Source organism: Burkholderia sp. SRS-25 (assembly GCF_004343765.1).
GTDB classification, from domain to species: Bacteria; Pseudomonadota; Gammaproteobacteria; order Burkholderiales; family Burkholderiaceae; genus Burkholderia; species Burkholderia contaminans.
In genome coordinates this window covers 22,569-47,603 of sequence record NZ_PTXM01000007.1, presented here as the reverse complement: position 1 = coordinate 47,603, position 25,035 = coordinate 22,569, and the positions used below count along the sequence as shown (strand labels likewise).

Genomic DNA, 25,035 nt, shown 5'->3' with positions numbered 1-25,035 from the left:
CGCTCGATGAATCCATCCCGCCTCTTCATTCTCCGGCCGGTCGGCACCGCCCTCCTGATGGCGGCGATCATGCTGGCCGGTCTCGTCGCGCTGCGCTTCCTGCCGCTCGCCGCGCTGCCGGAAGTCGACTATCCGACGATCCAGGTCCAGACCTTCTACCCGGGCGCGAGCCCGGAGGTGATGACCTCGTCGGTCACCGCACCGCTCGAACGGCAGTTCGGGCAGATGCCGTCGCTGAACCAGATGTCGTCGCAGAGTTCGGCCGGCTCGTCCGTGATCACGCTGCAGTTCTCGCTCGACCTGCCGCTCGACATCGCCGAACAGGAAGTGCAGGCCGCAATCAACGCGGCCGGCAACCTGCTGCCGTCCGACCTCCCTGCCCCGCCGATCTACGCGAAGGTCAACCCGGCCGACGCACCGGTGCTGACGCTCGCCGTCAAGTCGAAGACGCTGCCGCTCACGCAGGTGCAGGATCTCGCCGACACGCGCCTCGCGATGAAGATCTCGCAGGTCGCGGGCGTCGGTCTCGTCAGCCTGTCGGGCGGCAACCGCCCGGCCGTGCGCATCCAGGCTAACCCGACCGCGCTCGCGAAATACGGGATGAACCTCGACGACCTGCGCACGACGATCTCGAACCTGAACGTGAACACGCCGAAGGGCAACTTCGACGGCCCGACGCGCGCGTATACGATCAACGCGAACGACCAGCTGACGAGCGCCGACCAGTACAACAGCGCGGTCGTCGCCTACAAGAACGGCCGTCCGGTGATGCTCACCGACGTCGCGACGGTCGTCGCCGGCTCGGAGAACACCAAGCTCGGCGCGTGGGTGAATTCGGACCCGGCCATCATCCTGAACGTGCAGCGCCAGCCGGGCGCGAACGTGATCGCGACCGTCGATGCGATCAAGGCGCAGTTGCCGAAGCTGCAGGAAACGCTGCCGGCCGCGCTCGACGTGGAGATCGTCACCGACCGCACGACGATGATCCGCGCCGCCGTGCGCGACGTGCAGTTCGAACTGCTGCTCGCGGTCGCGCTGGTCGTGCTCGTGATGTACCTGTTCCTCGCGAACGTCTACGCGACGATCATCCCGAGCCTGTCGGTACCGCTGTCGCTGATCGGCACGCTCGCGGTGATGTACATGGCCGGCTTCTCGCTGAACAACCTGTCGCTGATGGCGCTCACCATCGCGACCGGCTTCGTGGTCGACGACGCGATCGTGATGATCGAGAACATCGCGCGCTACGTCGAGGAAGGCGAATCGGGGCTCGAGGCCGCGCTGAAGGGCTCGAGGCAGATCGGCTTCACGATCATCTCGCTGACGGTGTCGCTGATCGCGGTGCTGATCCCGCTGCTGTTCATGGGCGACGTGGTCGGGCGCCTGTTCCACGAATTCGCGATCACGCTCGCGGTGACGATCGTGATCTCGGCGATCGTGTCGCTCACGCTCGTGCCGATGCTGTGCGCGAAGCTGCTGCGCCACTCGCCGCCGCCCGAGAGCCATCGCTTCGAGGCACGCGTGCACCGCGCGATCGACTGGGTGATCGCGCGCTACGCCGTCGCGCTCGAATGGGTGCTGAACCGCCAGCGCTCGACGCTCGTCGTCGCGCTGCTGACGCTCGCGCTGACCGGCCTGCTGTACGTCTACGTGCCGAAGGGCTTCTTCCCCGCGCAGGATACCGGCGTGATCCAGGCGATCACGCAAGCGCCGCAGTCGATCTCGTACGGCGCGATGGCGGAGCGCCAGCAGGCGCTGGCGGCCGAGATCCTGAAGGATCCGAACGTCGAGAGCCTCACGTCGTTCATCGGCGTCGACGGCAGCAACATCACGCTGAACAGCGGCCGGATGCTGATCAACCTGAAGGCGCGCGACGAACGCTCCGAGACGGCCGCGCAGATCATCCGCGACCTGCAGCACCGCGTCGCGAACATCACCGGCATCTCGCTGTTCATGCAGTCGGTGCAGGACCTGACGATCGACTCGACCGTCAGCCCGACGCAGTACCAGTTCATGTTGACGAGCCCGAACTCGGAAGAGTTCGCGACCTGGGTGCCGAAGCTCGTTGCCCGGCTGCAGCAGGAACCGTCGCTCGCCGACGTCGCGACCGACCTGCAGAGCAACGGCCAGTCCGTCTACATCGAGATCGACCGCCCGAGCGCCGCGCGCTTCGGCATCACGCCGGCGACCGTCGACAACGCGCTGTACGACGCGTTCGGCCAGCGCATCGTGTCGACGATCTTCACGCAGTCGAACCAGTACCGCGTGATTCTCGAGTCCGAGCCGAAGGAGCAGCACTACGCGCAATCGCTGAACGACATCTACTTGCCGTCGGCGGGCGGCGGCCAGGTGCCGCTGGCGTCGATCGCGTCGTTCCACGAGCGGCCGTCGCCGCTGCTGGTCGCGCACCTGTCGCAGTTCCCGTCGACCACCATCTCGTTCAACCTCGCGGCGGGTGCGTCGCTCGGCGAGGCGGTCAAGGCAATCGGCGCCGCCGAGAAGGACATCGGGCTGCCCGCGTCGTTCCAGACGCGCTTCCAGGGCGCGGCGCTCGCGTTCCAGGCGTCGCTGTCGAACCAGCTGTTCCTGATCCTCGCCGCGGTCATCACGATGTACATCGTGCTCGGCGTGCTGTACGAGAGCTACATCCACCCGATCACGATCCTGTCGACGCTGCCGTCGGCCGGCGTCGGCGCGCTGCTCGCGCTGATGATCACCGGGCACGACCTCGACATCATCGGGATCATCGGCATCGTGCTGCTGATCGGCATCGTGAAGAAGAACGCGATCATGATGATCGACTTCGCGCTCGAGGCCGAGCGCGTCGAAGGCAAGCCGCCTCGCGAAGCGATCTACCAGGCGTGCCTGCTGCGCTTCCGGCCGATCCTGATGACGACGCTCGCCGCGCTGCTCGGCGCGGTGCCGCTGATCGTCGGCTCCGGCGCGGGCTCCGAGCTGCGCCAGCCGCTCGGGATCGCGATCGCCGGCGGCCTGATCGTGTCGCAGGTGCTGACGCTGTTCACGACGCCCGTGATCTACCTCGGCTTCGACTCGCTCGCGCGCCGCGTGCGCGGCTGGTTCGAGCGGCACGGCCCCGGCGCCGATGCCGGCACGCATCCGGGCGCGTAAGCGATGAACCTGTCGCGCCCCTTCATCACCCGCCCCGTCGCGACGACGCTGCTCGCGATCGGCGTCGCGCTCGCGGGCCTGTTCGCGTTCGTCAAGCTGCCGGTGTCGCCGCTGCCGCAGGTCGATTTCCCGACGATCTCGGTGCAGGCGTCGCTGCCGGGCGCGAGCCCGGAAACGGTTGCAACCAGCGTGACGAGCCCGCTCGAGCGGCACCTCGGCTCGATCGCCGACGTGTCCGAAATGACGTCGACCAGCACGGTCGGCAACGCGCGGATCATCCTGCAGTTCGGCCTGAACCGCGACATCGACGGCGCCGCGCGCGACGTGCAGGCCGCGATCAACGCGGCGCGCGCCGACCTGCCCGCCGCGCTGAAGAGCAACCCGACCTACCGCAAGGTCAACCCGGCCGATTCGCCGATCATGATCGTGTCGCTGACGTCTGAAACGTCACCGGCCGCGAAGCTGTACGACGCCGCGTCGACGGTGCTGCAGCAGTCGCTGTCGCAGATCGACGGGATCGGCCAGGTGTCGGTCAGCGGCTCCGCGAACCCGGCCGTGCGCGTCGAGCTCGAGCCGCAGGCGCTGTTCCACTACGGGATCGGCCTCGAGGACGTGCGCGCGGCGCTGGCCTCCGCGAACGCCAACGCACCGAAGGGCGCAATCGAATTCGGCCCGCAGCGCTACCAGCTCTATACGAACGACCAGGCATCCCAGGCATCGCAATACCGCGACCTCGTCGTGGCCTACCGCAACGGCTCGGCCGTGCGGCTGTCCGACCTGTCGGACGTCGTCGATTCGGTCGAGGACCTGCGCAACCTCGGCCTGTCGAACGGCAAGCGCGCGGTGCTCGTGATCCTCTACCGCTCGCCCGGCGCGAACATCATCGACACGATCGACCGCGTGCGCGCGGCACTGCCGCAGCTCACCGCGTCGCTGCCGGCCGACATCACCGTCACGCCGGTGCTCGACCGCTCGACCACGATTCGCGCGTCGCTGAAGGACACCGAGCATACGCTGCTGATCGCGGTCAGCCTCGTCGTGATGGTCGTGTTCCTGTTCCTGCGCAACTGGCGCGCGACGCTGATCCCGAGCGTCGCGGTGCCCATCTCGATCATCGGCACGTTCGGCGCGATGTACCTGCTCGGCTTCTCGATCGACAACCTGTCGCTGATGGCGCTGATCGTCGCGACCGGCTTCGTCGTCGACGACGCGATCGTCGTGCTCGAGAACATCTCGCGGCACATCGAGAACGGCAAGTCGCGCATGCAGGCCGCGTTCGACGGTGCGCGCGAGGTCGGTTTCACCGTGTTGTCGATGAGCATTTCGCTCGTCGCGGTGTTCCTGCCGATCCTGCTGATGGGCGGCATCGTCGGGCGGCTGTTCCGCGAGTTCGCGCTGACGCTGTCGCTCGCGATCGCCGTATCGCTCGCGGTGTCGCTCACGGTCACGCCGATGATGTGCGCGCGCCTGCTGCCCGAGTCGCACGACCCGCAAAACGAAGGCCGCTTCGGGCGCTTCCTGGAACGCTGTTTCAGTCGCATGCAGCGCGGCTACGAACGCTCGCTGTCGTGGGCGCTGCGCCGGCCGCTCCTGATCCTGCTGACCCTGTTCGCGACGATCGGGCTGAACGTCTACCTGTACATCGTCGTGCCGAAGGGTTTCTTCCCGCAACAGGACACCGGGCTGATGATCGGCGGCATTCGGGCCGACCAGTCGACGTCGTTCCAGGCGATGAAGCTGAAGTTCTCCGAGATGATGCGGATCGTGCAGAGCAACCCGAACGTGAAGAGCGTCGCGGGCTTCACCGGCGGCACGCAGACCAACTCGGGCTTCATGTTCGTCACGCTGAAGGATCGCACCGAGCGCAAGCTGTCGGCCGACCAGGTGATCCAGCAACTGCGCGTCCCGCTGTCGGACGTCGCCGGCGCGAGCACGTTCCTGCAGGCGGCGCAGGACATTCGCGTCGGCGGCCGGCAGAGCAACGCGCAGTATCAGTTCACGCTGCTCGGCGATTCGAGCGCCGACCTGTACAAATGGGGGCCGATCCTCACCGAGGCGCTGCAGAAGCGCCCCGAGCTGACCGACGTGAACTCCGACCAGCAGCAAGGCGGCATGGAAGCAATGGTGACGATCGACCGGGCGACGGCCGCACGGTTCGGCATCAAGCCCGCGCAGATCGACAATACGCTGTACGACGCATTCGGCCAGCGCCAGGTCTCGACGATCTACAACCCGTTGAACCAGTACCACGTGGTGATGGAAGTCGCGCCGAAGTACTGGCAGAGCCCCGAGATGCTGAACCAGGTGTGGATCAGCACGTCGGGCGGCAGCGCGAACGGCTCGCAGACCACCAACGCAGCGGCCGGCACCTACGTCGCGACCTCCGCCGGCACGTCGAGCGCCGGCACGGCCACGCAGAGCGCGGCGGCGATCGCGTCGGACTCCGCGCGCAACCAGGCGCTCAACGCGATCGCGGCGAGCGGCAAGTCGAGCGCGTCGTCGGGTGCGTCGGTGTCGACGTCGAAGTCGACGATGATTCCGCTGTCGGCGATCGCGACCTTCGGGCCGAGCACGACGCCGCTGTCGGTCAACCACCAGGGGCTGTTCGTCGCGACGACGATCTCGTTCAACCTGCCGCCCGGCGTGTCGCTGTCGCAGGCGACGCAGGTGATCTACCAGACGATGGCGCAGGTCGGCGTCCCGCCGACCATCGTCGGCAGCTTCCAGGGCACCGCGCAGGCGTTCCAGCAGTCGACGAACGACCAGCCGATCCTGATCCTCGCGGCGCTGCTGGCCGTCTACATCGTGCTCGGGATCCTGTACGAGAGCTACATCCACCCGATCACGATCCTGTCGACGCTGCCGTCGGCCGGCGTCGGCGCGCTGCTCGCGCTGCTGCTGTTCAAGACCGAGTTCAGCATCATCGCGCTGATCGGCGTGATCCTGCTGATCGGGATCGTGAAGAAGAACGCGATCATGATGGTCGACTTCGCGATCGACCAGACGCGCAACAATCAGAAGTCGTCGTTCGACGCAATCCACGAGGCGTGCCTGCTGCGCTTCCGCCCGATCATGATGACGACGATGGCCGCGCTGCTCGGCGCGCTGCCGCTCGCGTTCGGCAACGGCGACGGCGCCGAGCTGCGCGCGCCGCTCGGGATCGCGATCGCCGGCGGCCTGATCGTGTCGCAGGTGCTGACGCTCTATACGACGCCGGTCGTGTACCTGTACATGGACCGCTTCCGCGTATGGGCCGAGAAGCGGCGCAACCGCCGCGGGAACAACGGCGGGCCGGCCGTCGCCGGTGAGTGATGAAAAGCGGCCGCCCGAGGGCGGCCGTTTTTTTGCGCTTGAACAGCGGCGACGATCGGCTATCGTGAGTCCATGCCCACCGCGGGGCCCTTCACGGGAACACACCATGAACGTCCAGCTCAACCATACGATCGTCTGGTGTCGCGACAAACGCACGTCGAGCCGCTTCCTCACCGAGCTTCTGGAATTGCCGCCGCCGACGCCGTTCGGCGCGATGCTGGTCGTGCCGCTCGGCAACGGCGTGTCGCTCGATTTCCATGAACGGTCGGGAGAGATCGCGTCGCAGCATTACGCGTTCCTGCTCGACGAAGCTGGCTTCGATCGCGTGCTCGCGCGCATTCGCGAACGCGGGGTGCCGCACTGGGCCGATCCGGCGAAGCGGCAACCCGATGACATCTACCGCCACAACGGCGGCCGCGGCGTGTACTTCGACGATCCGGACGGCCACTTCCTCGAAGTGATGACGCAGCCTTACGCGGTGAACGGCTAGTTCAACGGGCCGGCATTGCACCGGACGGTACCGTGGCGCGGATGCCGCCCCGCTCGGAACGGCATCCGGCCGACCGACGTTACTCGGCAGCGTCCACCGCCGTCTTGCGCGGACGACGTGCGCGCGGTGCGGCCTTGCGTGCCGGCTTCTTCGGCTTGGCAGCGGCCGGCGCTTGCGCAACCGCTTCGGCATTGGCTTCAGCCGGCGCCGCGTCGTGCGACGGCTGGGCGGCGGCACGCTCGCCGCCGGCATCGCCTGCCGCCGGCCCGGCGTGCGTCGCCGTGACATGCCGCTCGTCGCCCTGCTCCGCGTCGCGATGCGCGTCGTCGCCATGCTTGCCGTGCGCGTGCTGGTCGCCGCCGTGCTTCGGCGCGGCATGCCCGGCGTCGTCCGGCTTCCCGCCTGCCTGACGGCCTGCGCTCTTCGCGGCGGCGCCCTTCTTCGCGCCCGCCTTTTTCACCGCGGTCTTGCGCGCGCGCTTGCGGCCATCCTTCGCATCGCCATGCGCGTCGGTCGTGTCGGGCACTTCGGCCGTTTCCACCGGCGGCATCATCGGTACCACCTCGGCCACCTCGGCCACCTCGGCCACTTCCGCCTCGCCCGCTTCGACCTGCACGCTTTCGTGCACGACCGCTTCCGCCCGCTGCCCGCGACGTTGCGCATTGCGCCCAGCCCGAGCCGGCTCGGCCGCGCGCGCACCGTGGTGCGCGCCGCCGTGCCCGCCGCTTTCACCGCCCGCCGTAACATGCTCCGCGGCCGCCGACTGGCGGGCCCGCGACACGAACGCGCCCGACTTGTCGTCACGCCCCACTTCGAGCAGGCCGCGCGCCTGTGCCTCGTCGAGCAGGTTGCCGAACGCGCGGAACCCGTAGTACGACTCGTTGAAATCCGGCTTGCGGCGCTTGATCGCGCTCTTGAGCACCGACGCCCAGATCTTGCCGACGTCGTCCCGCTCCGACGCGAGCGCATCGAACGTCTCGACCGCCAGCGCGATCGCCTCGGCCTTGCGCGCGTCCAGGTCGTGCTTGCGCGACGGCTCGTCGGGCCGCTTCGCGCCGCCGTTGCCCGCGCGCTGCTGCTGTTCGCGCTTCGCGAGCGTGCGCTGCTGCTCGCGCACCAGGTCGTCGTAGAAAATGAATTCGTCGCAGTTCGCGACCAGCAGGTCCGACGTCGATTTCTTCACGCCGACGCCGATCACCTTCTTCGCGTTCTCGCGCAGCTTCGACACCAGCGGCGAAAAGTCCGAGTCGCCGCTGATGATCACGAACGTATCGACGTGCGACTTCGTGTAGCAGAGGTCGAGCGCGTCGACGACGAGCCGGATGTCGGCCGAGTTCTTGCCCGACTGGCGCACGTGCGGAATCTCGATCAGCTCGAAGCTGGCCTCGTGCATCGACGCCTTGAAGCCCTTGTAGCGATCCCAGTCGCAATAGGCCTTCTTCACGACGATGCTGCCCTTCAGCAGCAGGCGCTCCAGCACGGGCTTGATGTCGAACTTCTCGTACTTCGCGTCGCGCACGCCGAGCGCGACGTTCTCGAAGTCGCAGAACACGGCCATGCTGACGTTGTCCAGGGGTAATGCCATGTGTACTCCAACCAGTGGGCCGATGCGTTGTATGACGTAACGGCGAAAAATGCATCGCGCACATGATAGCCGGTCGGCGCGTCATTCCCGCATCCGTGTGAACGATTGGCGACCGGAATGTCGGTATCGGTCGCGCGGCCGCAGATCGCGTGCCCGCGCCGGGCAGCCGTGGCCGGCGCCCGGTGCCGGTGCGCCCGATGCCGGTACGCCCCTTAATACACACCCGCCGCATCGGCAAATCGACATTACACTTGAGTTATCGGTCGTCCGTCCCTATCTGGAAGGATGACGCATCGAGCAAGGAGCGGTTTCATGACGACGAAGGTACTGCTGATTGGTGCGACCGGCCGGACGGGCCAGGCCTGCGCGGATCTGCTGCTCAAGCAGCCGGAGTTCGAGGTCACGGCGCTCGTGCGCCGGCACGGCTATGCGCTGGCAGGCGCACGGGTCGTCGAGGCCGACCTGACGAACGATTTCTCGCACGCATTCCAGGGCATCTCGCACGTGATCTACGCGGCCGGCTCGGCCGAATCGGAAGGCGCGGCCGAAGAGGAGCAGGTCGACCGCGACGCAGTCGCCCGCGCGGCCGAATACGCACTGGCTTACAACGCGCAGAAGCTGGTGGTGATCAGCTCGCTGTCGGCGTACCGGCCCGAACTCGGCCCGGACGCGCTGCGCCACTATTCGCAGATGAAACGCGAAGGCGACGATCGCGTGATCGCGTCGGGCGTCGACTACGTGATCCTGCGCCCGGGCCCGCTCACGGACGATCCGGGCGTCGGCAAGATCGCGCTCACCGACGCATGGTTCGACGGCGCCCCACCCGTGTCGCGCCAGGATGTGGCCTGGGCCGCGATCGAGGCGATCAAGCTGGGCATATCGCGCAAGACCGTCGGCTTCGTCGGCGGCAGCGTGCCGATCGAGCAGGCATTGCGGGCCTAGCGGCCTCTCGCCCGCCGCCGCTCAGGCAGGCGCGTTGCTCCGTACCGGCGGCCCGCACGACGGGCCGCTTTGCCGTGCGGGGCGCCCGCTTACTGCTTCGGATGCGCGTCAGCCCACGCCTTCACGGCGGCGAGCGTGTTCTCGACGTGCTTGTCGGGCGACAGGCTCGTGTATTCGTAGAGCACCTTCCCTTCCGGCGAAATCACGTAGGACACGCGGTTCGCCTTGTCGATCGCCGGCAGCTTCGCATCGTATTCCCGGATGATCTTCGCGTCCGGATCGGCCGCGACCGGGAACTTGCTCCGGCACTCGCTCACCGAGAACTTCGTCAGCGTGTCGATCTTGTCAGCCGACACGCCGATCACCGTCGCACCGTAAGCCTTGTAACGGTCGACCGCGTCCGCGAACGCATGCGCCTCGATCGTGCAGCCCTTCGTGAATGCGGCCGGGTAGAAATACAGCACGACCGGCCCCTGCTTCAGCGCATCCGCGAGCGAGTACGTGTAAGTCTTGCCGCCCAGCGACGCCTGCGTCGTGAAATCGGGCGCCGCGGCGCCCGGCTTCAATTCCGCCTGCGCCGTCAGCGCATGGCCAGCCACCAGCGCCGCCACGGCGGCGCCCAGCAACAGTTTTCGCTTCATCTGCGTCCTCATTTCTTATAAAGTCAGCCTCAATGTAGGCCCCGCCGGCGTTCGCCTGTCGAACACCCGCGTGACCGATCCGGTCCAGCGGCAACGCCGTCCGCGGCCGGTCCGTTAAAGATTCCGCACAGTCTGCCGTTATTCCTTCCGGACAACCGGTTCCAGCCCTTCACGTCAGCGAGAAACATGGAAGCCAACAGGAAACAGACGTCACGCAAGGGCTCCTGGCGCAGCGCCTTGCATACGCTGCGCCGCTTCGCCTGGTCGGGCGGAGCGCTGATGCCCGCGCGCGCCGGCGCGCCGCGACGCGACGACTCCGTGCGCAACTGGCTGGAACAGACGGTCGGCACGGTGGATTTCCTCGCCCATGTCGACCGCGAGCTGCGCTTTCTGTACGTGTCCGACGCGAGCCTGCGCTTCATCGGCTACCACCGCGACTACCTGCACACGCTGACGCTGCGCGACCTGATCGCCGAACAGGATACCGCGGCGCTCGAAGGCCTGCTCGCACGCGCCGCGCGTTCCGGCCAGGTCGAGAAGGCGACGATGTGCATCGTCAAGTCGCTCACCTATCCGCTGGACGTCGAGATCCGCGCGTTCAAGAGCCGCCACCACGGGGTCGACGGGTTCGCGATCGCGGCATTCGACGTGTCGTCGTGGCGCGCGCTCGAGGCGCGCCTGACTTACGAAATGCACCACGACCCGATGACGGGGCTCGACAACCTGTCCGCGCTCGTACCCGCGCTGATGCGCGCGCAGCAGGCCGCCGACGGGGACGGCTCCTGCGCGGCGCTGCTGCTGCTCGACCTCGACGACTACCAGCGGATCAACCGCGCGCTCGGCTACGACGCGGGCGACACGCTGCTGCGCGAGACCGCGCAGCGGCTGAAGGCACTCGTCACGCCGAACGAGCAGCTCGCGCGCGTCGCGAGCGACAAGTTCGCGGTCGTGCTCGGCGCACCGGACCGCACGCAGGCGAGCAATGCGGCCGACGCACTCGCACGCCGGCTGCAGGCCGCGGTGCGCGAGCCCTACGTGTACCAGGGGCAGACCGTGCACCTGTCCGCGAGCATCGGCATCGCGCTCTACCCCGACGAGCGCTCGGCGCCGCATCGCGCGCAGCACCACAGCCCGCTGCTGCGCCGCGCCGACCACGCGCTCGCGCAGGCGAAGGCGTCGGGCGGCAATACGCTCGCGTTCCACGCCCCCGTCGACGATCCGGCCGACGCCGAACGGCTGAAGCTCGAGGCCGACCTGTACGACGGCGTGCGCAACGGCGAGTTTTCGCTCCATTTCCAGCCGATCACGCGCAGCCAGTCGGGCGCGGTGGTCGGGGTCGAGGCGCTGATCCGCTGGCGCCATCCGGTGCACGGGCTCGTGCCGCCGGCGACCTTCATTCCGCTCGCCGAATCGATCGGCCTGATCAACTATCTCGGCAACTGGGTGCTCAAGGCCGCGTGCATGCAGCTCGTCGCCTGGGACCGCCAGGGGCTCGCGCTGCAGTACGTGGCGGTCAACGTGTCGCCGCAGCAGTTCCGCGACCCGCGCTTCACGCAGAGCGTGCGCGAGGCGATCGCGCTGACGGGCATCGACCCGCGCCGCATCGTGCTCGAGATCACCGAAAGCCTCCTGATGCACGATCCCGCGCAGGCGAAGGGGCTGCTCGAGGAGCTGACCGATCTCGGCATCCGCTTCGCGATCGACGATTTCGGCACCGGCTATTCGAGCCTCGCGTACCTGCAGCGCTTCCCGCTCGCGAAGCTGAAGATCGACCGCAGTTTCGTCGAGAACCTGCTGACCTCGCGCAACGACCGCGCGATCGTGTCGGCGGTGGTCGGCCTCGCGCAGACGCTCGATCTCGAACTCGTCGCGGAAGGCGTCGAGACCGAGGCGCAGCGCGAATTGCTGACGGAGATGGGCTGCAACCATATCCAGGGCTGGCTCGTCTGCCAGGCGCTGCCGTCCGAGGAGCTCGCGCGGCGCTTCGAGGCGCAGCAGCTGCACCTGCACGCCGCCGCCTGACGCGCGCGGCGAACCGGACAGATCCGAATGTCAATCACCGAACACCTGCCCCGCACCGCATTGCTCGACAAGCTGTGGGCCCGGATGAACGAACGGGGCGATTTCCCGCTGCTGTCGGAATCGCTGCGCGCGACGATGGCCGCGATGAAGAACGACGACCTCGACTTCACCGCACTCGTGCGCGTCGTGCTGTCGGACTTCGCGCTCACGCAGAAAGTGCTGCGGCTCGCGAACTCCGCGATGTACATGGCGTTCGGCGGCAACATCACGACCGTGACCCGCGCCCTGATGGTGCTCGGCATGGACGCCGTCGGCCACCTGGTCGTCGGGCTCAAGCTCGTCGACCATTTCCACCACAGTACGCCGCGGCGCATCGACGCGAAGCTCGAGCTGAACCGCGCGCTGCTGTCCGGCTGCGTCGCGCGCAAGCTCACGGAGCGCGCCGAGCTGCGCTCGGGCGAGGAAGCCGTCGTCTGCACGCTGATGCGCCAGGTCGGCAAGCTGCTCGTGGTCTGCTATCTCGACAGCGAATGGGACCGGATCCGCCGTCGCGCGGCCGATCTGAACGGCGACGAAACGGCCGCCTGCATCGACGTGCTCGGCGTCGGCTTCGACGAGATCGGGCTCGAGGCGGCCGCGCGCTGGCGCTTGCCCGACGTGATCCGCGCGGGGATGGCCGATCACGACCACATGGTCCATGCCGACGCGTTCGGCAACGAGATTGACGACCACGATGCGGGCCATGCGGCCGATGACGGCCCGGCCGACCGCGTGCGCTGGCTGCGCGCGGTCAGCCGCTGCTCGACCGACGTCGCGGGCGCACTGGTGATGCCCGCGAGCCCGCAGCGCGACGCGCGCATCGCGGCGCTGGCGCAGCACTACGGCGCGGAACTCGACATGGAATCCGACGCGCTCGTCGAGATCGCCGAACGGCTCGCGCGCGAGGAAGCGAGCGACACCGTGATGCGCGAGATCGTCGAGTTGCGCGCGAACGCCGATGCGATCGCACGCGCCCAGGCCGCGCCCGAGGCATGCCTCGAAGCCGGTCTCGCGGACCTGCGTGCGCTGCCGTCCGAGCACGTGCTGACGCCGGTGCTCGCACTCGCGTCGGAAAGCCTGCTGGCCGGCCTCGCGTTCACGCGCACCGTGATGTTCGTGCGCCACGACGACGGCATGTTCGCCGCGCGCCTCGGCTTCGGCCCCGGCGTCGATACGACGCTCGACCGGCTGCGCTTCGACGAGCGCTTCGAGCCGGACGTGTTTCATCTCGCGATCTCGAACTCGGTCGGCATCTTCATCGAGCAGGCGCAGGAGCCGAAGATGCTCAAGCGCCTGCCCGCGTGGTATCTCGACGCGTTCGACGACACGCGCGCGTTCGTGCTGCTGCCGGTGCGCGTCGGCACGACGACCGTCGCGCTGCTGTACGGCGACTGGGCCGGCGCACAGCCCGCGCGCAAGATCACGCAGCAGGAGATGGCCGTGCTTAACGAGCTGGCGCGCGAACTGGGCCGGTTCTTTCCGGCCTGACGCTGCCGCCGGCCGCTGCTCCGCGGTTTCCCGCCACTCCTCGCCAATTCCCGCTCCCAAAAGCAAACCGGCCGCATCAGCGGCCGGTTTGCTTGCATCGTGCGATCGAACGCAACGCTTACTTGAGCGTCACGGGCACGCTGAAGTACTTCTTCGCGAGGTTGTCGATCGTGCCGTCGGCCTTCAGTTCCTTCAGCGCCTGATCGAGCGCGGTCTTCAGCGCCGCGTCGTTCTTGCGCAGGCCGAAGCCGACGCCCGAACCGAGGATTTCGGCGTCACTCACGGTACCGCCCGCGAACGCGAAGCCCTGGCCTTGCGGCTTCGTCAGGAAGCCCTTCGAACCGGCTTCCGCGTCCTGGAACGTCGCGTCGAGACGGCCCGACTTCAGGTCGGCGTAGGCCAGGTCCTGCGTCTGGTACGGCACGACTTCGACGCCTGCCGGCGCCCACTTCTTCTTCGCGTACGCTTCCTGGATCGTGCCCTGCAGCACGCCCACGCGCTTGCCCTTCAGCGATTGCGGGGTCGGCAGCAGGCCGCTGCCCTGCTTCGCGATCAGCTGGTTCGGGATCGTGTAGATCGCGTCGGTGAACGCGATCGCGTGCTTGCGCTGGTCGGTGATCGTCATGTCCGAGTTGATCGCGTCGAACTTGCGCGCCTGCAGCGCCGGGATCAGGCCGTCGAAGTCGTTCTCGACCCACACGCACTTCGTCTTCAGCTTCGCGCACACCGCGTTGCCGATGTCGATGTCGAAGCCGGTCAGCTTGCCGTCGGGCGTCTTGTATTCGAACGGCGCGTACGAGGCTTCGACGCCGAAACGGATCTCTTTCAGATCCGCTGCCATCGCGCTGCCTGCCGCCACGGCCGATGCCGCCACCACCGCGTGCGCGGCCACTTTACGCCAATCCAACTTCATCAGGTGTTCTCCTCGATACTCGAATGTTCCGGAACTACGGGCGCATGCATCATTGCAGGGTCGGATGACCACGGCAATGCTGCCGCCGCGCCGTGATGCGGCGCAACAGCCGCAAGGCCGCGATTGTACCAATCCGCGCGGCCCGATACGGCAAAGCAGCCGCCGGCACGTGATGCTGCGCTGCGGCTGCCGACGTCAGCCGGGCGGCCCGTCGAACTTGCAAGACGATGTCGCAAATACGCAAGCGCGACCCGCGGGCCTTCTGCGCGGCGGGCGCGTGCCATCTCGAAAATGGAATGGCGGCCGGACGATGCGCGGGCCGCGGTCGCCGCGGTCACGCGCAATCGGTCACCGTCAGACGAGCGCCGCGACCGTCTCGCGGGTCGTGTCGACGACGAGCAGGCCCGCGCGCAAACCCGGCTTCACCGACGGATTCGGGAACACGATGCGCTCCTCGTCGTGCGTCACCGTGTAGCGGTAATCGCCATCCTGCGCGAGCACCGTGCCGCGTGCGAACGCGGTGAAGTTCGCGACGTCGGCCGCGACGAACAGCTCGAGCGCATCGCTCTGCTTCGTGATCTGGTCGATCACCGTGAAGACGCGCGGCAACGGAACGTCGGCCTCGCAAGCGGCGCCCGACACGAGCTTGCGCACCGCGCGGTCGGCCGGCGCGAAGCGCGCCAGGTCGTTCTGGCCGAACGGGCGCACCTTGCCGAGTTCCAGCGTGCACGCAAGCGCGCCGCAGTGCTCGGCCGTGAAATGCGAGTACGTGTTGCCCTTTGCGGTATGCAGCAGCACGGCCGCGATCTGCGCGTCGCCGAGCCATTCGAACATCGTGCGCGTCGGCGGCATGCCCGTGTGCGGCAGCAGGGCGAACTGCTCGAACACCGATGCGCGGATCGCCGTGTGCATGTCGATGTGCCAGCGCGCGGCGCCGGCCGGCGCGGCCGCAAAGAACGCGGCGGCAGCGGCTTCGAGCTGCATCGCGCGCGGCGCTTCGCGGCTGGCGGGCACCTGCGCGTGACGGCCGCTGAACAGGCGGTTCAGGTCGTCGTCGAGATAGCGTTCGCCGGCGAGCATCGCCGGCACGTTGCCGAGCACGACGAGCAGCCGGCACGCGAGCGGCAGCGCACCCGATGCGAGATCGCGCACGAGCATCGACAGCAGCTCGATCGGCGCCGTCTCGTCGCCGTGCACGCCAGCCGACACGAGCACACTCGCGCGCGCCGTGCCGGCGGCCTCGGCCGCCGCCGGTTCGAGCGCGAGCAGCCCATCGCCGCGCCATTGCCAGCGCACGGCGCCGGCGGCGCAGGTGCCGTCCGTCGCGGACGGTGCGCCCCCGGTCAGCGTGAACGCGAGGAAGTCGTCGAGCAGCGCATCGGCCATGCGGGAATCAGCGCTGGAAGTCATACAGCGAACCGACGCGCAGGATCTGCGTGAGCTCGTCGAGCGCGGTGCGCGATTCGTCGAGCAGCGCCGGATCGGCGAGGTCTTCCGGTGCGAGGCGATCGCGATAGTGCCGGTCGATCCACGTGTCGAGCGACGCGAACAGCGTGTCGTTGATCCACACGTTCGACGTGACGGCCGCGCGCTCCGCTTCGTTCAGCACGACGCGCAGGCGCAGGCACGCCGGGCCGCCGCCGTTCTTCATGCTTTCGCGCAGGTCGAACACGAGCACGTCGTGAATCGGGCCGTTGCCGGCCGCGAGTTCGTCGAGATAGGCCGCGACGTTGCCGTTCTCGCGGCATTCCTGCGGCACGACGAGCACTTGCGAGCCGTCCGCGCGCGACAGCAGCTGGCTGTTGAACAGGTACGACGTCACCGCGTCGTTCACGCTCACGGCGGCCTCGGGCACCTCGATCACGTTCAGGCGCGCACCGCGTGCGTCGAGCGCGGCGGTCAGCGTGTCGTAGATCGCCTGCTTGTTGACGAACGCGCGCTCGTGCGTGAACAGCGTGTCGCGGTTGCCGACCGAGATCACGTCGTTGTGGAACACGCCCGCGTCGATCACGTCCGGATCCTGCTGCGCATAGACCGTCGCTTCTTCGGCGAGGCCGTGGCGATGCGCGACCGCGCGGCTCGCCTCGAAGGTCTGGCGCGCCGGGAAGCGCTTCGGCTCGGGCCCGCGGCGGTATTCCGCGCGGCCGTACACGAAGAACTCGATGCCCGGCTTGCCGTATTCGGCGCAGAAGCGCGTGTGGTTCGCCGCGCCTTCGTCGCCGAGTGCCGGCGTGCCGGTCAGCGCTTCGTGCACCGCGAAATGCGCGGGATCGGCGAACAGCGTCGACAGCGTGCGGCGCGTCGCTTCGTGCTCGATCGCGCGATGCAGCTTGCTGCACAGGTTCGCCGGCGTGAAGTGCACGCGGCCGTCGCTGGTGTCGGCCGACGGGCTGACGGTGGCCGCGTTCGCGGTCCACATCGCCGATGCCGAGCTCGCGGCGGCGAGCAGTTCGGGCGCCTGTTTCGCGGCCTTCGCGATCACGTCCGCGTCCTTGCCGGAGAAGCCGAGCTCGCGCAGCAAGCGCAGCGACGGCCGCTCCTGCGGCGGCAGCACGCCTTGCGCGAAACCGAGATCCGCGAGCTGCTTCATCTTGCGCAGCCCCTGCTTCGCGGCGGCCTTCGGGTTCGCGGCCGACTTTTCGTTGTTGAGCGACGCCACGTTGCCGAACGACAGCCCGGCGTAGTTGTGGGTCGGGCCGACGAGCCCGTCGAAATTGGCTTCTTGTGCGTTCATCGTCGTTCCCTCGATCAGAAATGCAGGCCCGGCGACAGGCTCGCGGGCAAGGTCAGTTCAGTGCTTTCCACCGACGCCATCGGATACGCGCAATAGTCGGCCGCGTAGTACGCGCTCGGACGGTGGTTGCCCGAGCGGCCGGTGCCGCCGAACGGCGCGGCGGACGACGCGCCGTTGGTCGGCCGGTTCCAGTTGACGATCCCGGCGCGAATCGTGCGGCGGAAGTGTTCCCATGCCTTCGCGTCGTCGGCCAGCAGGCCGGCGGACAGGCCGAACGCCGTGTCGTTCGCGCGCTCGATCGCTTCGTCGAACGTCGCGTAACGGACGATCTGCGCGAGCGGGCCGAAGTGCTCTTCGTCCGGCAGGTTCGCGACGCCGGTCACGTCGACGATCGCCGCATTCACGAAGCCGAGGCGCGGATCGCGCTGCGTCATCGCGATGATCGGCTTCGCGCCCTGCTCGATCAGGCGCGACTGCGCGTCGACGAGCTTCGCGGCCGCGCGCGCCGAGATCACCGCGCCCATGAACGGTTGCGGATCGGCGTCGAACACGTCGGCCGTGATCTTCGACGTGACGTCGGCGAAGCGTGCGAGGAAGCGGTCGCCGAACGCGCCCTGCGGCACGAAGATGCGGCGTGCGCACGTGCAGCGCTGGCCGGCCGACAGGAACGCCGACTGGATCGTGTGGTGGACGGCCGCGTCGATATCCTCGACTTCGCCGATCACGAGCGGGTTGTTGCCGCCCATCTCGAGCGCGAGCACGATTTCCGGACGGCCGCCGAACTGCTTGTGCAGCAGCGTGCCCGTATCCGAGCTGCCGGTGAAGAACAGTCCGTCGATCTGCCGATGATTCGCGAGCGCGATGCCCGTATCCTTCTCGCCCTGCACCAGGTTCAGCACGCCGTCCGGCAGCCCCGCGTCCTTCCACACTTCGACCGTCGCACGCGCGACGCCGGGTGCGAGTTCCGACGGCTTGAACACGACTGCGTTGCCGGCGATCAGCGCGGGCACGATATGGCCGTTCGGCAAGTGGCCGGGGAAGTTGTACGGGCCGAACACCGCGACGACACCATGCGGGCGGTGACGCAGCACCGCGACGCCGTCGGCCATGTCCTGGCGCTTCTCGCCCGTGCGTTCCTGATAGGCCTGGATCGAGATGCCGACCTTCGCGGCCATCGACGCGACTTCGGTGCGTGCTTCCCACAGCGGCTTGCCCGTCTCGCGGCCGATCGCGGTCGCGATGGCTTCCTTGCGTTCATTGAGCAATGCGGCGAAACGCTTGACGATCGCGCAGCGCGATTCGAAGTCGAGCGCCGACCAGCCGGCGAATGCGCGGCGCGCGCTTGCGACCGCGCGATCGACGTCGGCCGCCGAAGCGCTTTCACCCTGCCATGCGATCTCGTCGGTGCCGGGATTGCGCGAAGCGAACACGGGGCCCGAGCCTGCGACCCAGGCGCCGTCGATGAAGAGTTCCGTCATGATTCGTTTATCCCTGTTTGACTTTGAGCGGCAGCACGCGCACCGGATCGCCGGCCTTCACGTCGAGCGCGACGGCATCGTCGGTCGACAGCACGAACGCGCCGTTCGCGACCACGCCCGGCGCGACGCCGACGCGGAAATCGGTGAGCGACGTGTTCGACACGAGCGACCTGGAGGCGTCATCCCGTGCATCGGGCACGCCGATCGCGACCGGCACGACGACGCTCTCGCGCACCGTGCGCAGGTCGTTGACGTGGCATTCGAGCACGGGGCCCGCGTCGAAGATGTCGACGTGATTCTGGTAACGCAGCCCTTCCGCCTCGAGCATCTTGCGGGCCGGCAACGTGTCGCGGTGCGTGAGGCCGACCGCGTCCTGCGCATCCTGCGGCAGCAGGTCGACGTACACCGGGTAGCGCGGCATCAGTTCCGCGAGGAACGACTTGCGGCCGTGCGAGCTGAGATAGTCGGCTGCGTTGAAATCGATCTGATAGAAGTGCGAACCGACTGCGCGCCAGAACGGCGACGTGCCGTCTTCGTCGAAGTGGCCGCGCAATTCCGCGCAGATGCGTTCCGGAAAGCGCTCGCGGAACTGCGCGATGAACATGAAGCGCGAGCGCGACAGCAGGCCGCCCACGCCGCCCGTGCGATAGCGCGGGCTCAGGAACAGCGAGCACACTTCCGCGTATCCGGTCAGGTCGTGCGAGATGTTCAGCGCGGACATCCGCGTCCACACGCCGAGCTCCTGGCTCGCGTGCACGACCGTGCTCACGCGATAGTTGTAGAACGGCTGTTCGAGGCCGACCTGCGTCTCGATCCCGCACACGCCCGCGATGTCGCCCGTCTTCGATTCTTCCATCACGAAGAAGTAGCCGGCCTCGCCGGCCGCCGCCTCGCCCGCGAGCGTGCGGCGCGTGCGCTCGATGCGCGCGGCGAGCGCGTCGCGGTCGGGCTTGAACGTGGTCAGGCCCGGCCCGGTTTCCTTCGCGAGCGACACGAGCGCGTCGACGTCGCCCGTTTGTACGACCCGAACGACGATCATGCTGCGTCTCCCTTCAAATCTTCATCGTCGCGGCGGTGCAGCGGCACGCAGCGCACGACATCGCCATCCTTCACATCGAGCACCGCGCGCACGTCGCCGGCCAGCGGCGCAAGGGCGCCCCGCGCGTCCCCCGCATCGCCCGGCAGGTCGACCAGCACACAGCGGAACGATTCGCCGCTGCCCGTCGACACCATGTAGGCCACATCGCCCTGCTGGTGCGCGGCCTCGCGCACGATGCGCTCGGCGCCCTGCTTCACGCACGCGGTACGGTCGACCTGTGCGGTCAGTACCGGGCCCGCGTCGAAGATGTCGACGAAGCGGTCGGGCTCGAAGCCTTCCTCGAGATGGATGTCGTAGGCGAGCAGCGCCGATTCGTTCGGCTCGCCGAGCACGCGTTGCGCGGCTTCCGGCAACAGCGGCACGTAGAGCGGATATGCCGGCATCACTTCCGCGATGAAGGTCCGGCTGCGGCCGCCCGACGCGATGTCGACGTCGGTGAAGTCGCGGCCGAAGAACTTGCGGCCCACCGCTTCCCAGAACGGCGACGCGCCGTTGCCGTCGCTCACGCCGAGCAGCAGCGTGAACACTTCCGGCGTGAAGCGGCGGCGGTTCGCGGCGATGTACATCATCCGCGCACGCGAGATCAGGTGCGCGGCCGCGTCGCCGCGCAGCGACGGATCGACGTAGAAGCCCGCCAGCCGGCTCTTGCCGGTCAGCTCGTGCGACATCGTGAGCGCGTGGATCTTGCGGTTCACGTGCAGCTCGCGCGACGCGTGGATCAGTGCATCGTTGCGGAACGCGTAGAACGGTTCCGAGTAGCCGGCCGCGGCCACGATGCTCGCCGTGCCGAGCAGCTTGCCCGTCGACGAATCCTCGAGCACGAAGAGGTAGAACTCCTCGCCGGCGAAGTCGACGTCCGCGCGAAACGAATCCTCGGAGAGCGCCACGCGCGCTTCGAGCGCCGCGCGGTCGTGCGGCAGCGAGTGCAGGACCGGCTGCGCGGTGCGCGCCATGTGCGCGAGCGCATCGAGATCCGTGAGTTTGCCGGGGCGAACAAATAGCATCGTCGTTCCTGTCTGCGATGAGTGCGCCGATCAGCGCGCGGTGGCTTCCTGGGCGGCGAGCACTTGTTCGACTGCCTTCTCGAAGCGCTTCATGCCTTCGTCGAGCTGGTCGAACGGGATCACCAGCGACGGCACGAAGCGCAGCACGTTCGGGCCGGCGATCAGCATGATCAGGCCGTTCTCGGCGGCGGCGGTGACGAAGTCCTTCGCGCGGCCGTCGAATGCGGCGGTGAGTTCGGCGCCGACGAGCAGGCCCTTGCCGCGCACGTCCTTGAAGATGCCGAAGCGCGCGTTGATGCGCTCGAGCGCGCCCTTCAGGCGCACGCTGCGTTCACGAACGCCTTCGAGGAGTGCCGGGTCGCTGATCAGTTCGACGACCTTGTCGGCGATCGCCGATGCGAGCGGGTTGCCGCCGTACGTCGTGCCGTGCACGCCGACCTTGAAGTGCGCGGCCAGTTCGTTCGTCGTCAGCATCGCGCCGATCGGGAAGCCGTTGCCGAGCGCCTTGGCGGTCGTCAGGATGTCCGGCGTGACGCCGGTATCCATATAGGCGTAGAACTGGCCCGTGCGGCCGACGCCGGTTTGCACTTCGTCGAAAATCAGCAGTGCGCCGTGTGCGTCGCACGCTTCGCGCAGTGCCTTCAGGAAGGCCGGATCGGCCGGGATCACGCCGCCTTCGCCTTGCACCGGCTCGACGATCACCGCACAGGTTTTCGGGCCGATCGCGGCCTTGGCGGCTTCGATGTCGTTGAACGGCAGGTGCTTGATGCCTTCCGGCACCGGGCCGAAGCCTTCCGAGTATTTCGGCTGGCCGCCGACGCTGACCGTGAAGAACGTGCGGCCGTGGAACGACTGGACGAACGACACGATTTCATATTTGTCGGCGCCGTGGCGGTCGAATGCGACGCGGCGTGCGAGTTTCAGGGCGGCTTCGTTCGCTTCCGCGCCGGAGTTCGCGAAGAACGCACGGTCGGCGAAGGTCAGCGATTCGAGGCGCTTCGCGAGGCGCAGCACCGGCTCGTTCGTGTAGCCGTTGCCGATGTGCCAGAGCTTGCGGCCTTGTTCGTCCAGGACTTTCAGCAGTTCCGGGTGGCCGTGGCCCAGCGACGTGACCGCGATGCCGCACGCGAAGTCGATGTACTCGCGGCCGGCCGTGTCCCACACGCGGGAGCCCTCTGCACGGTCCGGCACGAACGGCGCGGGGGAAAATACCGGCACCATCACTTCATCGAATGTCTGGCGGGTCACGGTCGAGGTCGTCATGGTCGTTCCTTTCGGTTTCGTAAGAGGGTTCAACAGGATCAAGTTTAGGTAAGGGTGACGCAAGCGTCTTGCGGAATTGCGACGGGTTCTATCGGAAGCGGATAGTGCGCTTTGTTTTTGCCCTTTCGGGCGCGGGCTGATTGGTTGGGTGTCGGTATTTTGAGGCTTTTTGGGTGGTTCGCTTGCGTTTGACGTGAAGCACCCGTGATCTTGTCGGTCTATTAGCGTCGCCCCTGCGCGGGGCGGCGGTCACTTTTCTTTGTCTTGCCAAAGAAAAGTAACCAAAAGAAAGGCGCCCGGAGAACGCATGACTTCCCGGTGCGATGGCACTCGGAGTGGATCGCGCCTAAGTGTCCGCGCCAGGCCAGAACGCGGAGTGGTTCGAGCAATGGTTCTGACACCTCCCCCTGCCCGACAGAGCGGTATACCGCCCGCTAGCTCCGTCCTCGCTTCGCTCGGCCGACAGGGACACCCCCTCCAGTAGCGCTCCAGGTCAATCAGTTCCAGCGAGCACGAACAAGCACCCCGAATTCCACGAATCAAGGCGTGCCATCATTCGTAAGGAAAAAGGGACGCAGCACTCACGACCTTATCGAACACTCGCCGATGGCAAGCAGTCCGATAGGTATGAATGGTGTGAGCAAAGAGAGAGCCTGGCCCGCTACTGTATTGCGGGCAAAAGCGTGAGAGCGCATGCAATGTGACGTGAAGTACCTTGCAGCCGAGCGAAGCGAGGACGGAGCTAGCGGGCGGTATACCGCTCCGTGGGGTGGTGAGAGGTGTCAGAACCATTGCTCGAACCACTCCGGGTTCTTTCCTGGCGTCGACACTTAGGCGAGGGCCACTTCGAGTACTACGGCACCGGGAAGTCATGCGTTCTCCGAGCGCCTTTCTTTTGGTTACTTTTCTTTGGCAAGACAAAGAAAAGTAACCGCCGCCCCGCGCAGGGGCGACTCTAATAGACCGATACGATCACAGGTGCTTCACGTCCAACGCAGACGAACCACCAAAAACCAAAATCAATCCTTCACCCCGCGCTCGACAAGCGCGCCCCCGCGAGGCTCGCTCCCGCCGCCGGTCTGCTTCTCGAGCCAGGCTCGCCGATCTTCCCGAGGCGTAACGCCAAACCGCTCACGGTAGGCATTGGAAAAATGCGCAGCAGAAGAAAACCCGCAAGCGAGAGAAACCTGCACCACCGACTTGCTGGTCCGCTGCAACTGAGTCCGAGCCTTGAGCAACCGAAGATTGAGGTAATACTTGGAGGGCATCGCCCCGAGATACTGCCGAAAGAGCCGCTCCAGTTGCCGGCGTGAAACGCCAACGAGCTCGGCGATCTCATCGGTGGTCAGCGGATCCTCGACATTGGCTTCCATCAACAGCAAGGCATCGTTCAACCGAGGATGCCGCTCGCCCGGCGCAGTAACAAAAGGAATCCGCTGCCGCTCCTCGCCACTGCGCAAAGTCCCGGCGCCGAGCGCATCGGCGATCCTCTCGGCGAGGTCCGGCCCATGTTCCCGGCCAATCATGGCCAGCATGAAATCGACAGTCGCCTGCCCCCCGGCACAGGTAGCCCGATCGCGATCGATCTCGAAGATCTGCTGCGTGACGATCGACCGCTCGAACTGTTCGGCGAACTGCTGATACGTCTCCCAGTTCACGCTCACGCGATATCCGGAAAGCTGCCCGGCCATCGCGAGCCACCAGACGCCGTGGTGAATGCCGGTGACGACAGGCGTGCGCTGCCCCACCCGCGCGAGGCTCGCGAGAAACAACCGATAGTCGGCAAACTGCTGAAACCGCTCCGACACGACGATCACCCAATCACACGCGATCGCATCGTTGAACGCCGCATCGGCATGCCACTGCGCACCGCCGGCAAGCGGCACGGGCCGCCCGTCCCACGAACACACCTGCCAGCGATACAGCAACCGCCCGTCGATCTCGTTCGCGAGATTCAGCGCATCGACGATCGGCCCCACGCCCGACATCGACACGGGCGGCAATGCAACGATCGCCACCTGCGTCGTGCGGGTGGCGCCTGCGGGACGAGACACCGGTACCACGTTGAAACCTGCCCTGTCGTTACTTGAGGCTGCCCGACAGGAACTGCTTCAGCCGCTCGCTCTGCGGGCGTACCAGCACTTCCTTCGGATCGCCCTCTTCCTCGGTCCGCCCCTGGTGCAGGAACATCACATGATTCGACACGTTGCGCGCGAAACCCATCTCGTGCGTGACGACGATCATCGTGCGACCTTCCTCGGCCAGCTTCTGCATCACCTTCAGCACTTCACCGACCAACTCCGGGTCGAGCGCCGACGTCGGCTCGTCGAACAGCATCACGTCCGGATGCATCGCAAGCGCACGCGCGATCGCAACCCGCTGCTGCTGGCCGCCCGACAGATGCGACGGATACTGCTTCTCGACGCGCGGCGGCAAGCCGACCTTCTCCAGGTACTCGCGCGCCCGCTCCTCGGCTTCCTTCTTCGAAACGCCGAGCACGTGCAACGGCGCTTCCATCACGTTCTCGAGCACGTTCATGTGCGCCCAGAGGTTGAAGTGCTGGAACACCATCGCGAGCTTCGTGCGAATGCGCTGCAGTTGCTTGTGATCGGCGACTTCGAGCGCACCGGCGCGGTCGGTCTTCGTGCGCACGGCCTCGCCGTCCACGACGATCTGCCCCGCATTCGGCCGCTCGAGAAAATTGATGCAGCGCAGGAACGTGCTCTTGCCCGAGCCGCTCGCGCCGATGATGCTGATGACGTCGCCGGCCTTCGCGTTCAGCGATACGCCCTTGAGCACTTCGTTGTCACCGTAGCGCTTGTGAATGTCGACCGCGGCAAGCTTGGTGGAAGCGGCAGCGCTCGTTTGAGTGATCTCGGCCAACTGGCTCTCCTCGAAG

17 protein-coding genes are annotated in these 25,035 nt (G+C 67.2%); 6 read left to right on the top strand and 11 right to left on the bottom strand.

Annotated features, from left to right (window positions below):
* Positions 1-6 precede the first annotated feature (6 nt).
* The 3 genes from C5O79_RS10460 (at position 7) to C5O79_RS10450 (ending at position 6,928) form a co-directional block, all read left to right on the top strand.
* Positions 7-3,126 carry an MdtB/MuxB family multidrug efflux RND transporter permease subunit gene (locus C5O79_RS10460; protein ID WP_122473715.1) on the top strand — a complete coding sequence of 1,040 codons (3,120 nt, stop codon included), beginning with the start codon at positions 7-9 and terminating at the stop codon, positions 3,124-3,126.
* 3 nt (positions 3,127-3,129) lie between these two features.
* Positions 3,130-6,438: an efflux RND transporter permease subunit gene (locus C5O79_RS10455; protein WP_046545292.1), complete on the top strand. Its 3,309-nt coding sequence runs from the start codon at positions 3,130-3,132 to the stop codon at positions 6,436-6,438.
* 106 nt (positions 6,439-6,544) lie between these two features.
* Positions 6,545-6,928 carry a VOC family protein gene (locus C5O79_RS10450; protein WP_122473714.1) on the top strand — a complete coding sequence of 128 codons (384 nt, stop codon included), beginning with the start codon at positions 6,545-6,547 and terminating at the stop codon, positions 6,926-6,928.
* A gap of 79 nt (positions 6,929-7,007) precedes the next feature.
* On the opposite strand, the gene C5O79_RS10445 is transcribed toward C5O79_RS10450, so the two are convergent.
* The gene (locus C5O79_RS10445) at positions 7,008-8,513 is read right to left on the bottom strand and encodes an NYN domain-containing protein (protein ID WP_122473713.1); all 1,506 of its coding nucleotides are present in this window, start codon (positions 8,511-8,513) and stop codon (positions 7,008-7,010) included.
* 312 nt (positions 8,514-8,825) lie between these two features.
* Here C5O79_RS10445 and C5O79_RS10440 point away from each other — a divergent pair, with 312 nt between their 5' ends.
* A complete protein-coding gene (locus tag C5O79_RS10440; protein ID WP_046545289.1) occupies positions 8,826-9,455 on the top strand; it encodes an NAD(P)H-binding protein in 630 nt (209 codons plus the stop codon).
* Between the two features lie 89 nt (positions 9,456-9,544).
* On the opposite strand, the gene C5O79_RS10435 is transcribed toward C5O79_RS10440, so the two are convergent.
* A complete protein-coding gene (locus C5O79_RS10435) occupies positions 9,545-10,096 on the bottom strand; it encodes a peroxiredoxin (protein WP_039348233.1) in 552 nt (183 codons plus the stop codon).
* Between the two features lie 279 nt (positions 10,097-10,375).
* On the opposite strand from C5O79_RS10435, the gene cdpA reads away from it, so the two are divergent.
* Both cdpA and C5O79_RS10425 read left to right on the top strand, forming a co-directional pair.
* Positions 10,376-12,118: a sensor domain-containing phosphodiesterase gene (gene cdpA, locus C5O79_RS10430; RefSeq protein WP_205746229.1), complete on the top strand. Its 1,743-nt coding sequence runs from the start codon at positions 10,376-10,378 to the stop codon at positions 12,116-12,118.
* Between the two features lie 27 nt (positions 12,119-12,145).
* Positions 12,146-13,645, top strand: coding sequence for an HDOD domain-containing protein (locus C5O79_RS10425; protein ID WP_047850483.1), 1,500 nt, complete (start codon positions 12,146-12,148; stop codon positions 13,643-13,645).
* A gap of 118 nt (positions 13,646-13,763) precedes the next feature.
* On the opposite strand, the gene C5O79_RS10420 is transcribed toward C5O79_RS10425, so the two are convergent.
* From C5O79_RS10420 to C5O79_RS10365, 9 genes are all read right to left on the bottom strand, one after another.
* Positions 13,764-14,558 (bottom strand): ABC transporter substrate-binding protein, encoded by a 795-nt coding sequence (locus tag C5O79_RS10420; protein WP_043182082.1) that lies wholly within the window; start codon positions 14,556-14,558, stop codon positions 13,764-13,766.
* 354 nt (positions 14,559-14,912) lie between these two features.
* Positions 14,913-15,968: a succinylglutamate desuccinylase gene (astE, locus tag C5O79_RS10410; RefSeq protein ID WP_122473711.1), complete on the bottom strand. Its 1,056-nt coding sequence runs from the start codon at positions 15,966-15,968 to the stop codon at positions 14,913-14,915.
* Positions 15,952-17,292, bottom strand: a complete 1,341-nt coding sequence (gene astB, locus C5O79_RS10405) for an N-succinylarginine dihydrolase (protein WP_047850485.1) — start codon at positions 17,290-17,292, stop codon at positions 15,952-15,954. Before astB ends, astE begins: the two co-directional genes overlap by 17 nt.
* Positions 17,293-17,306: 14 nt before the next feature.
* The gene (gene astD, locus C5O79_RS10400; RefSeq protein ID WP_047850486.1) at positions 17,307-18,770 is read right to left on the bottom strand and encodes a succinylglutamate-semialdehyde dehydrogenase; all 1,464 of its coding nucleotides are present in this window, start codon (positions 18,768-18,770) and stop codon (positions 17,307-17,309) included.
* 7 nt (positions 18,771-18,777) lie between these two features.
* Positions 18,778-19,809: an arginine N-succinyltransferase gene (gene astA / locus C5O79_RS10395; protein ID WP_122473710.1), complete on the bottom strand. Its 1,032-nt coding sequence runs from the start codon at positions 19,807-19,809 to the stop codon at positions 18,778-18,780.
* Positions 19,806-20,873 (bottom strand): arginine/ornithine succinyltransferase subunit alpha, encoded by a 1,068-nt coding sequence (gene aruF, locus C5O79_RS10390; protein ID WP_046545280.1) that lies wholly within the window; start codon positions 20,871-20,873, stop codon positions 19,806-19,808. Before aruF ends, astA begins: the two co-directional genes overlap by 4 nt.
* Before the next feature lie 30 nt (positions 20,874-20,903).
* Positions 20,904-22,136 carry an aspartate aminotransferase family protein gene (locus C5O79_RS10385; protein WP_047850488.1) on the bottom strand — a complete coding sequence of 411 codons (1,233 nt, stop codon included), beginning with the start codon at positions 22,134-22,136 and terminating at the stop codon, positions 20,904-20,906.
* 1,019 nt (positions 22,137-23,155) lie between these two features.
* The gene (locus C5O79_RS10370; RefSeq protein ID WP_122473709.1) at positions 23,156-24,199 is read right to left on the bottom strand and encodes a GlxA family transcriptional regulator; all 1,044 of its coding nucleotides are present in this window, start codon (positions 24,197-24,199) and stop codon (positions 23,156-23,158) included.
* A 19-nt stretch (positions 24,200-24,218) separates the two neighbouring features.
* Complete coding sequence (locus C5O79_RS10365) at positions 24,219-25,019, bottom strand: ABC transporter ATP-binding protein (protein WP_011351457.1); 801 nt, start codon at positions 25,017-25,019, stop codon at positions 24,219-24,221.
* Between the last annotated feature and the right edge of the window lie 16 nt (positions 25,020-25,035).

Excerpts from the sequence above, each read along its gene's own strand:
- C5O79_RS10460 (WP_122473715.1), top strand. The coding sequence starts at position 7 with ATGAATCCATCCCGCCTCTTCATTCTCCGGCCGGTCGGCACCGCCCTC.
- C5O79_RS10455 (WP_046545292.1), top strand. The coding sequence starts at position 3,130 with ATGAACCTGTCGCGCCCCTTCATCACCCGCCCCGTCGCGACGACGCTG.
- C5O79_RS10450 (WP_122473714.1), top strand. The coding sequence starts at position 6,545 with ATGAACGTCCAGCTCAACCATACGATCGTCTGGTGTCGCGACAAACGC.
- C5O79_RS10445 (WP_122473713.1), bottom strand. The coding sequence starts at position 8,513 with ATGGCATTACCCCTGGACAACGTCAGCATGGCCGTGTTCTGCGACTTC.
- C5O79_RS10440 (WP_046545289.1), top strand. The coding sequence starts at position 8,826 with ATGACGACGAAGGTACTGCTGATTGGTGCGACCGGCCGGACGGGCCAG.
- C5O79_RS10435 (WP_039348233.1), bottom strand. The coding sequence starts at position 10,096 with ATGAAGCGAAAACTGTTGCTGGGCGCCGCCGTGGCGGCGCTGGTGGCT.
- cdpA (WP_205746229.1), top strand. The coding sequence starts at position 10,376 with ATGCCCGCGCGCGCCGGCGCGCCGCGACGCGACGACTCCGTGCGCAAC.
- C5O79_RS10425 (WP_047850483.1), top strand. The coding sequence starts at position 12,146 with ATGTCAATCACCGAACACCTGCCCCGCACCGCATTGCTCGACAAGCTG.
- C5O79_RS10420 (WP_043182082.1), bottom strand. The coding sequence starts at position 14,558 with ATGAAGTTGGATTGGCGTAAAGTGGCCGCGCACGCGGTGGTGGCGGCA.
- astE (WP_122473711.1), bottom strand. The coding sequence starts at position 15,968 with ATGACTTCCAGCGCTGATTCCCGCATGGCCGATGCGCTGCTCGACGAC.
- astB (WP_047850485.1), bottom strand. The coding sequence starts at position 17,292 with ATGAACGCACAAGAAGCCAATTTCGACGGGCTCGTCGGCCCGACCCAC.
- astD (WP_047850486.1), bottom strand. The coding sequence starts at position 18,770 with ATGACGGAACTCTTCATCGACGGCGCCTGGGTCGCAGGCTCGGGCCCC.
- astA (WP_122473710.1), bottom strand. The coding sequence starts at position 19,809 with ATGATCGTCGTTCGGGTCGTACAAACGGGCGACGTCGACGCGCTCGTG.
- aruF (WP_046545280.1), bottom strand. The coding sequence starts at position 20,873 with ATGCTATTTGTTCGCCCCGGCAAACTCACGGATCTCGATGCGCTCGCG.
- C5O79_RS10385 (WP_047850488.1), bottom strand. The coding sequence starts at position 22,136 with ATGACGACCTCGACCGTGACCCGCCAGACATTCGATGAAGTGATGGTG.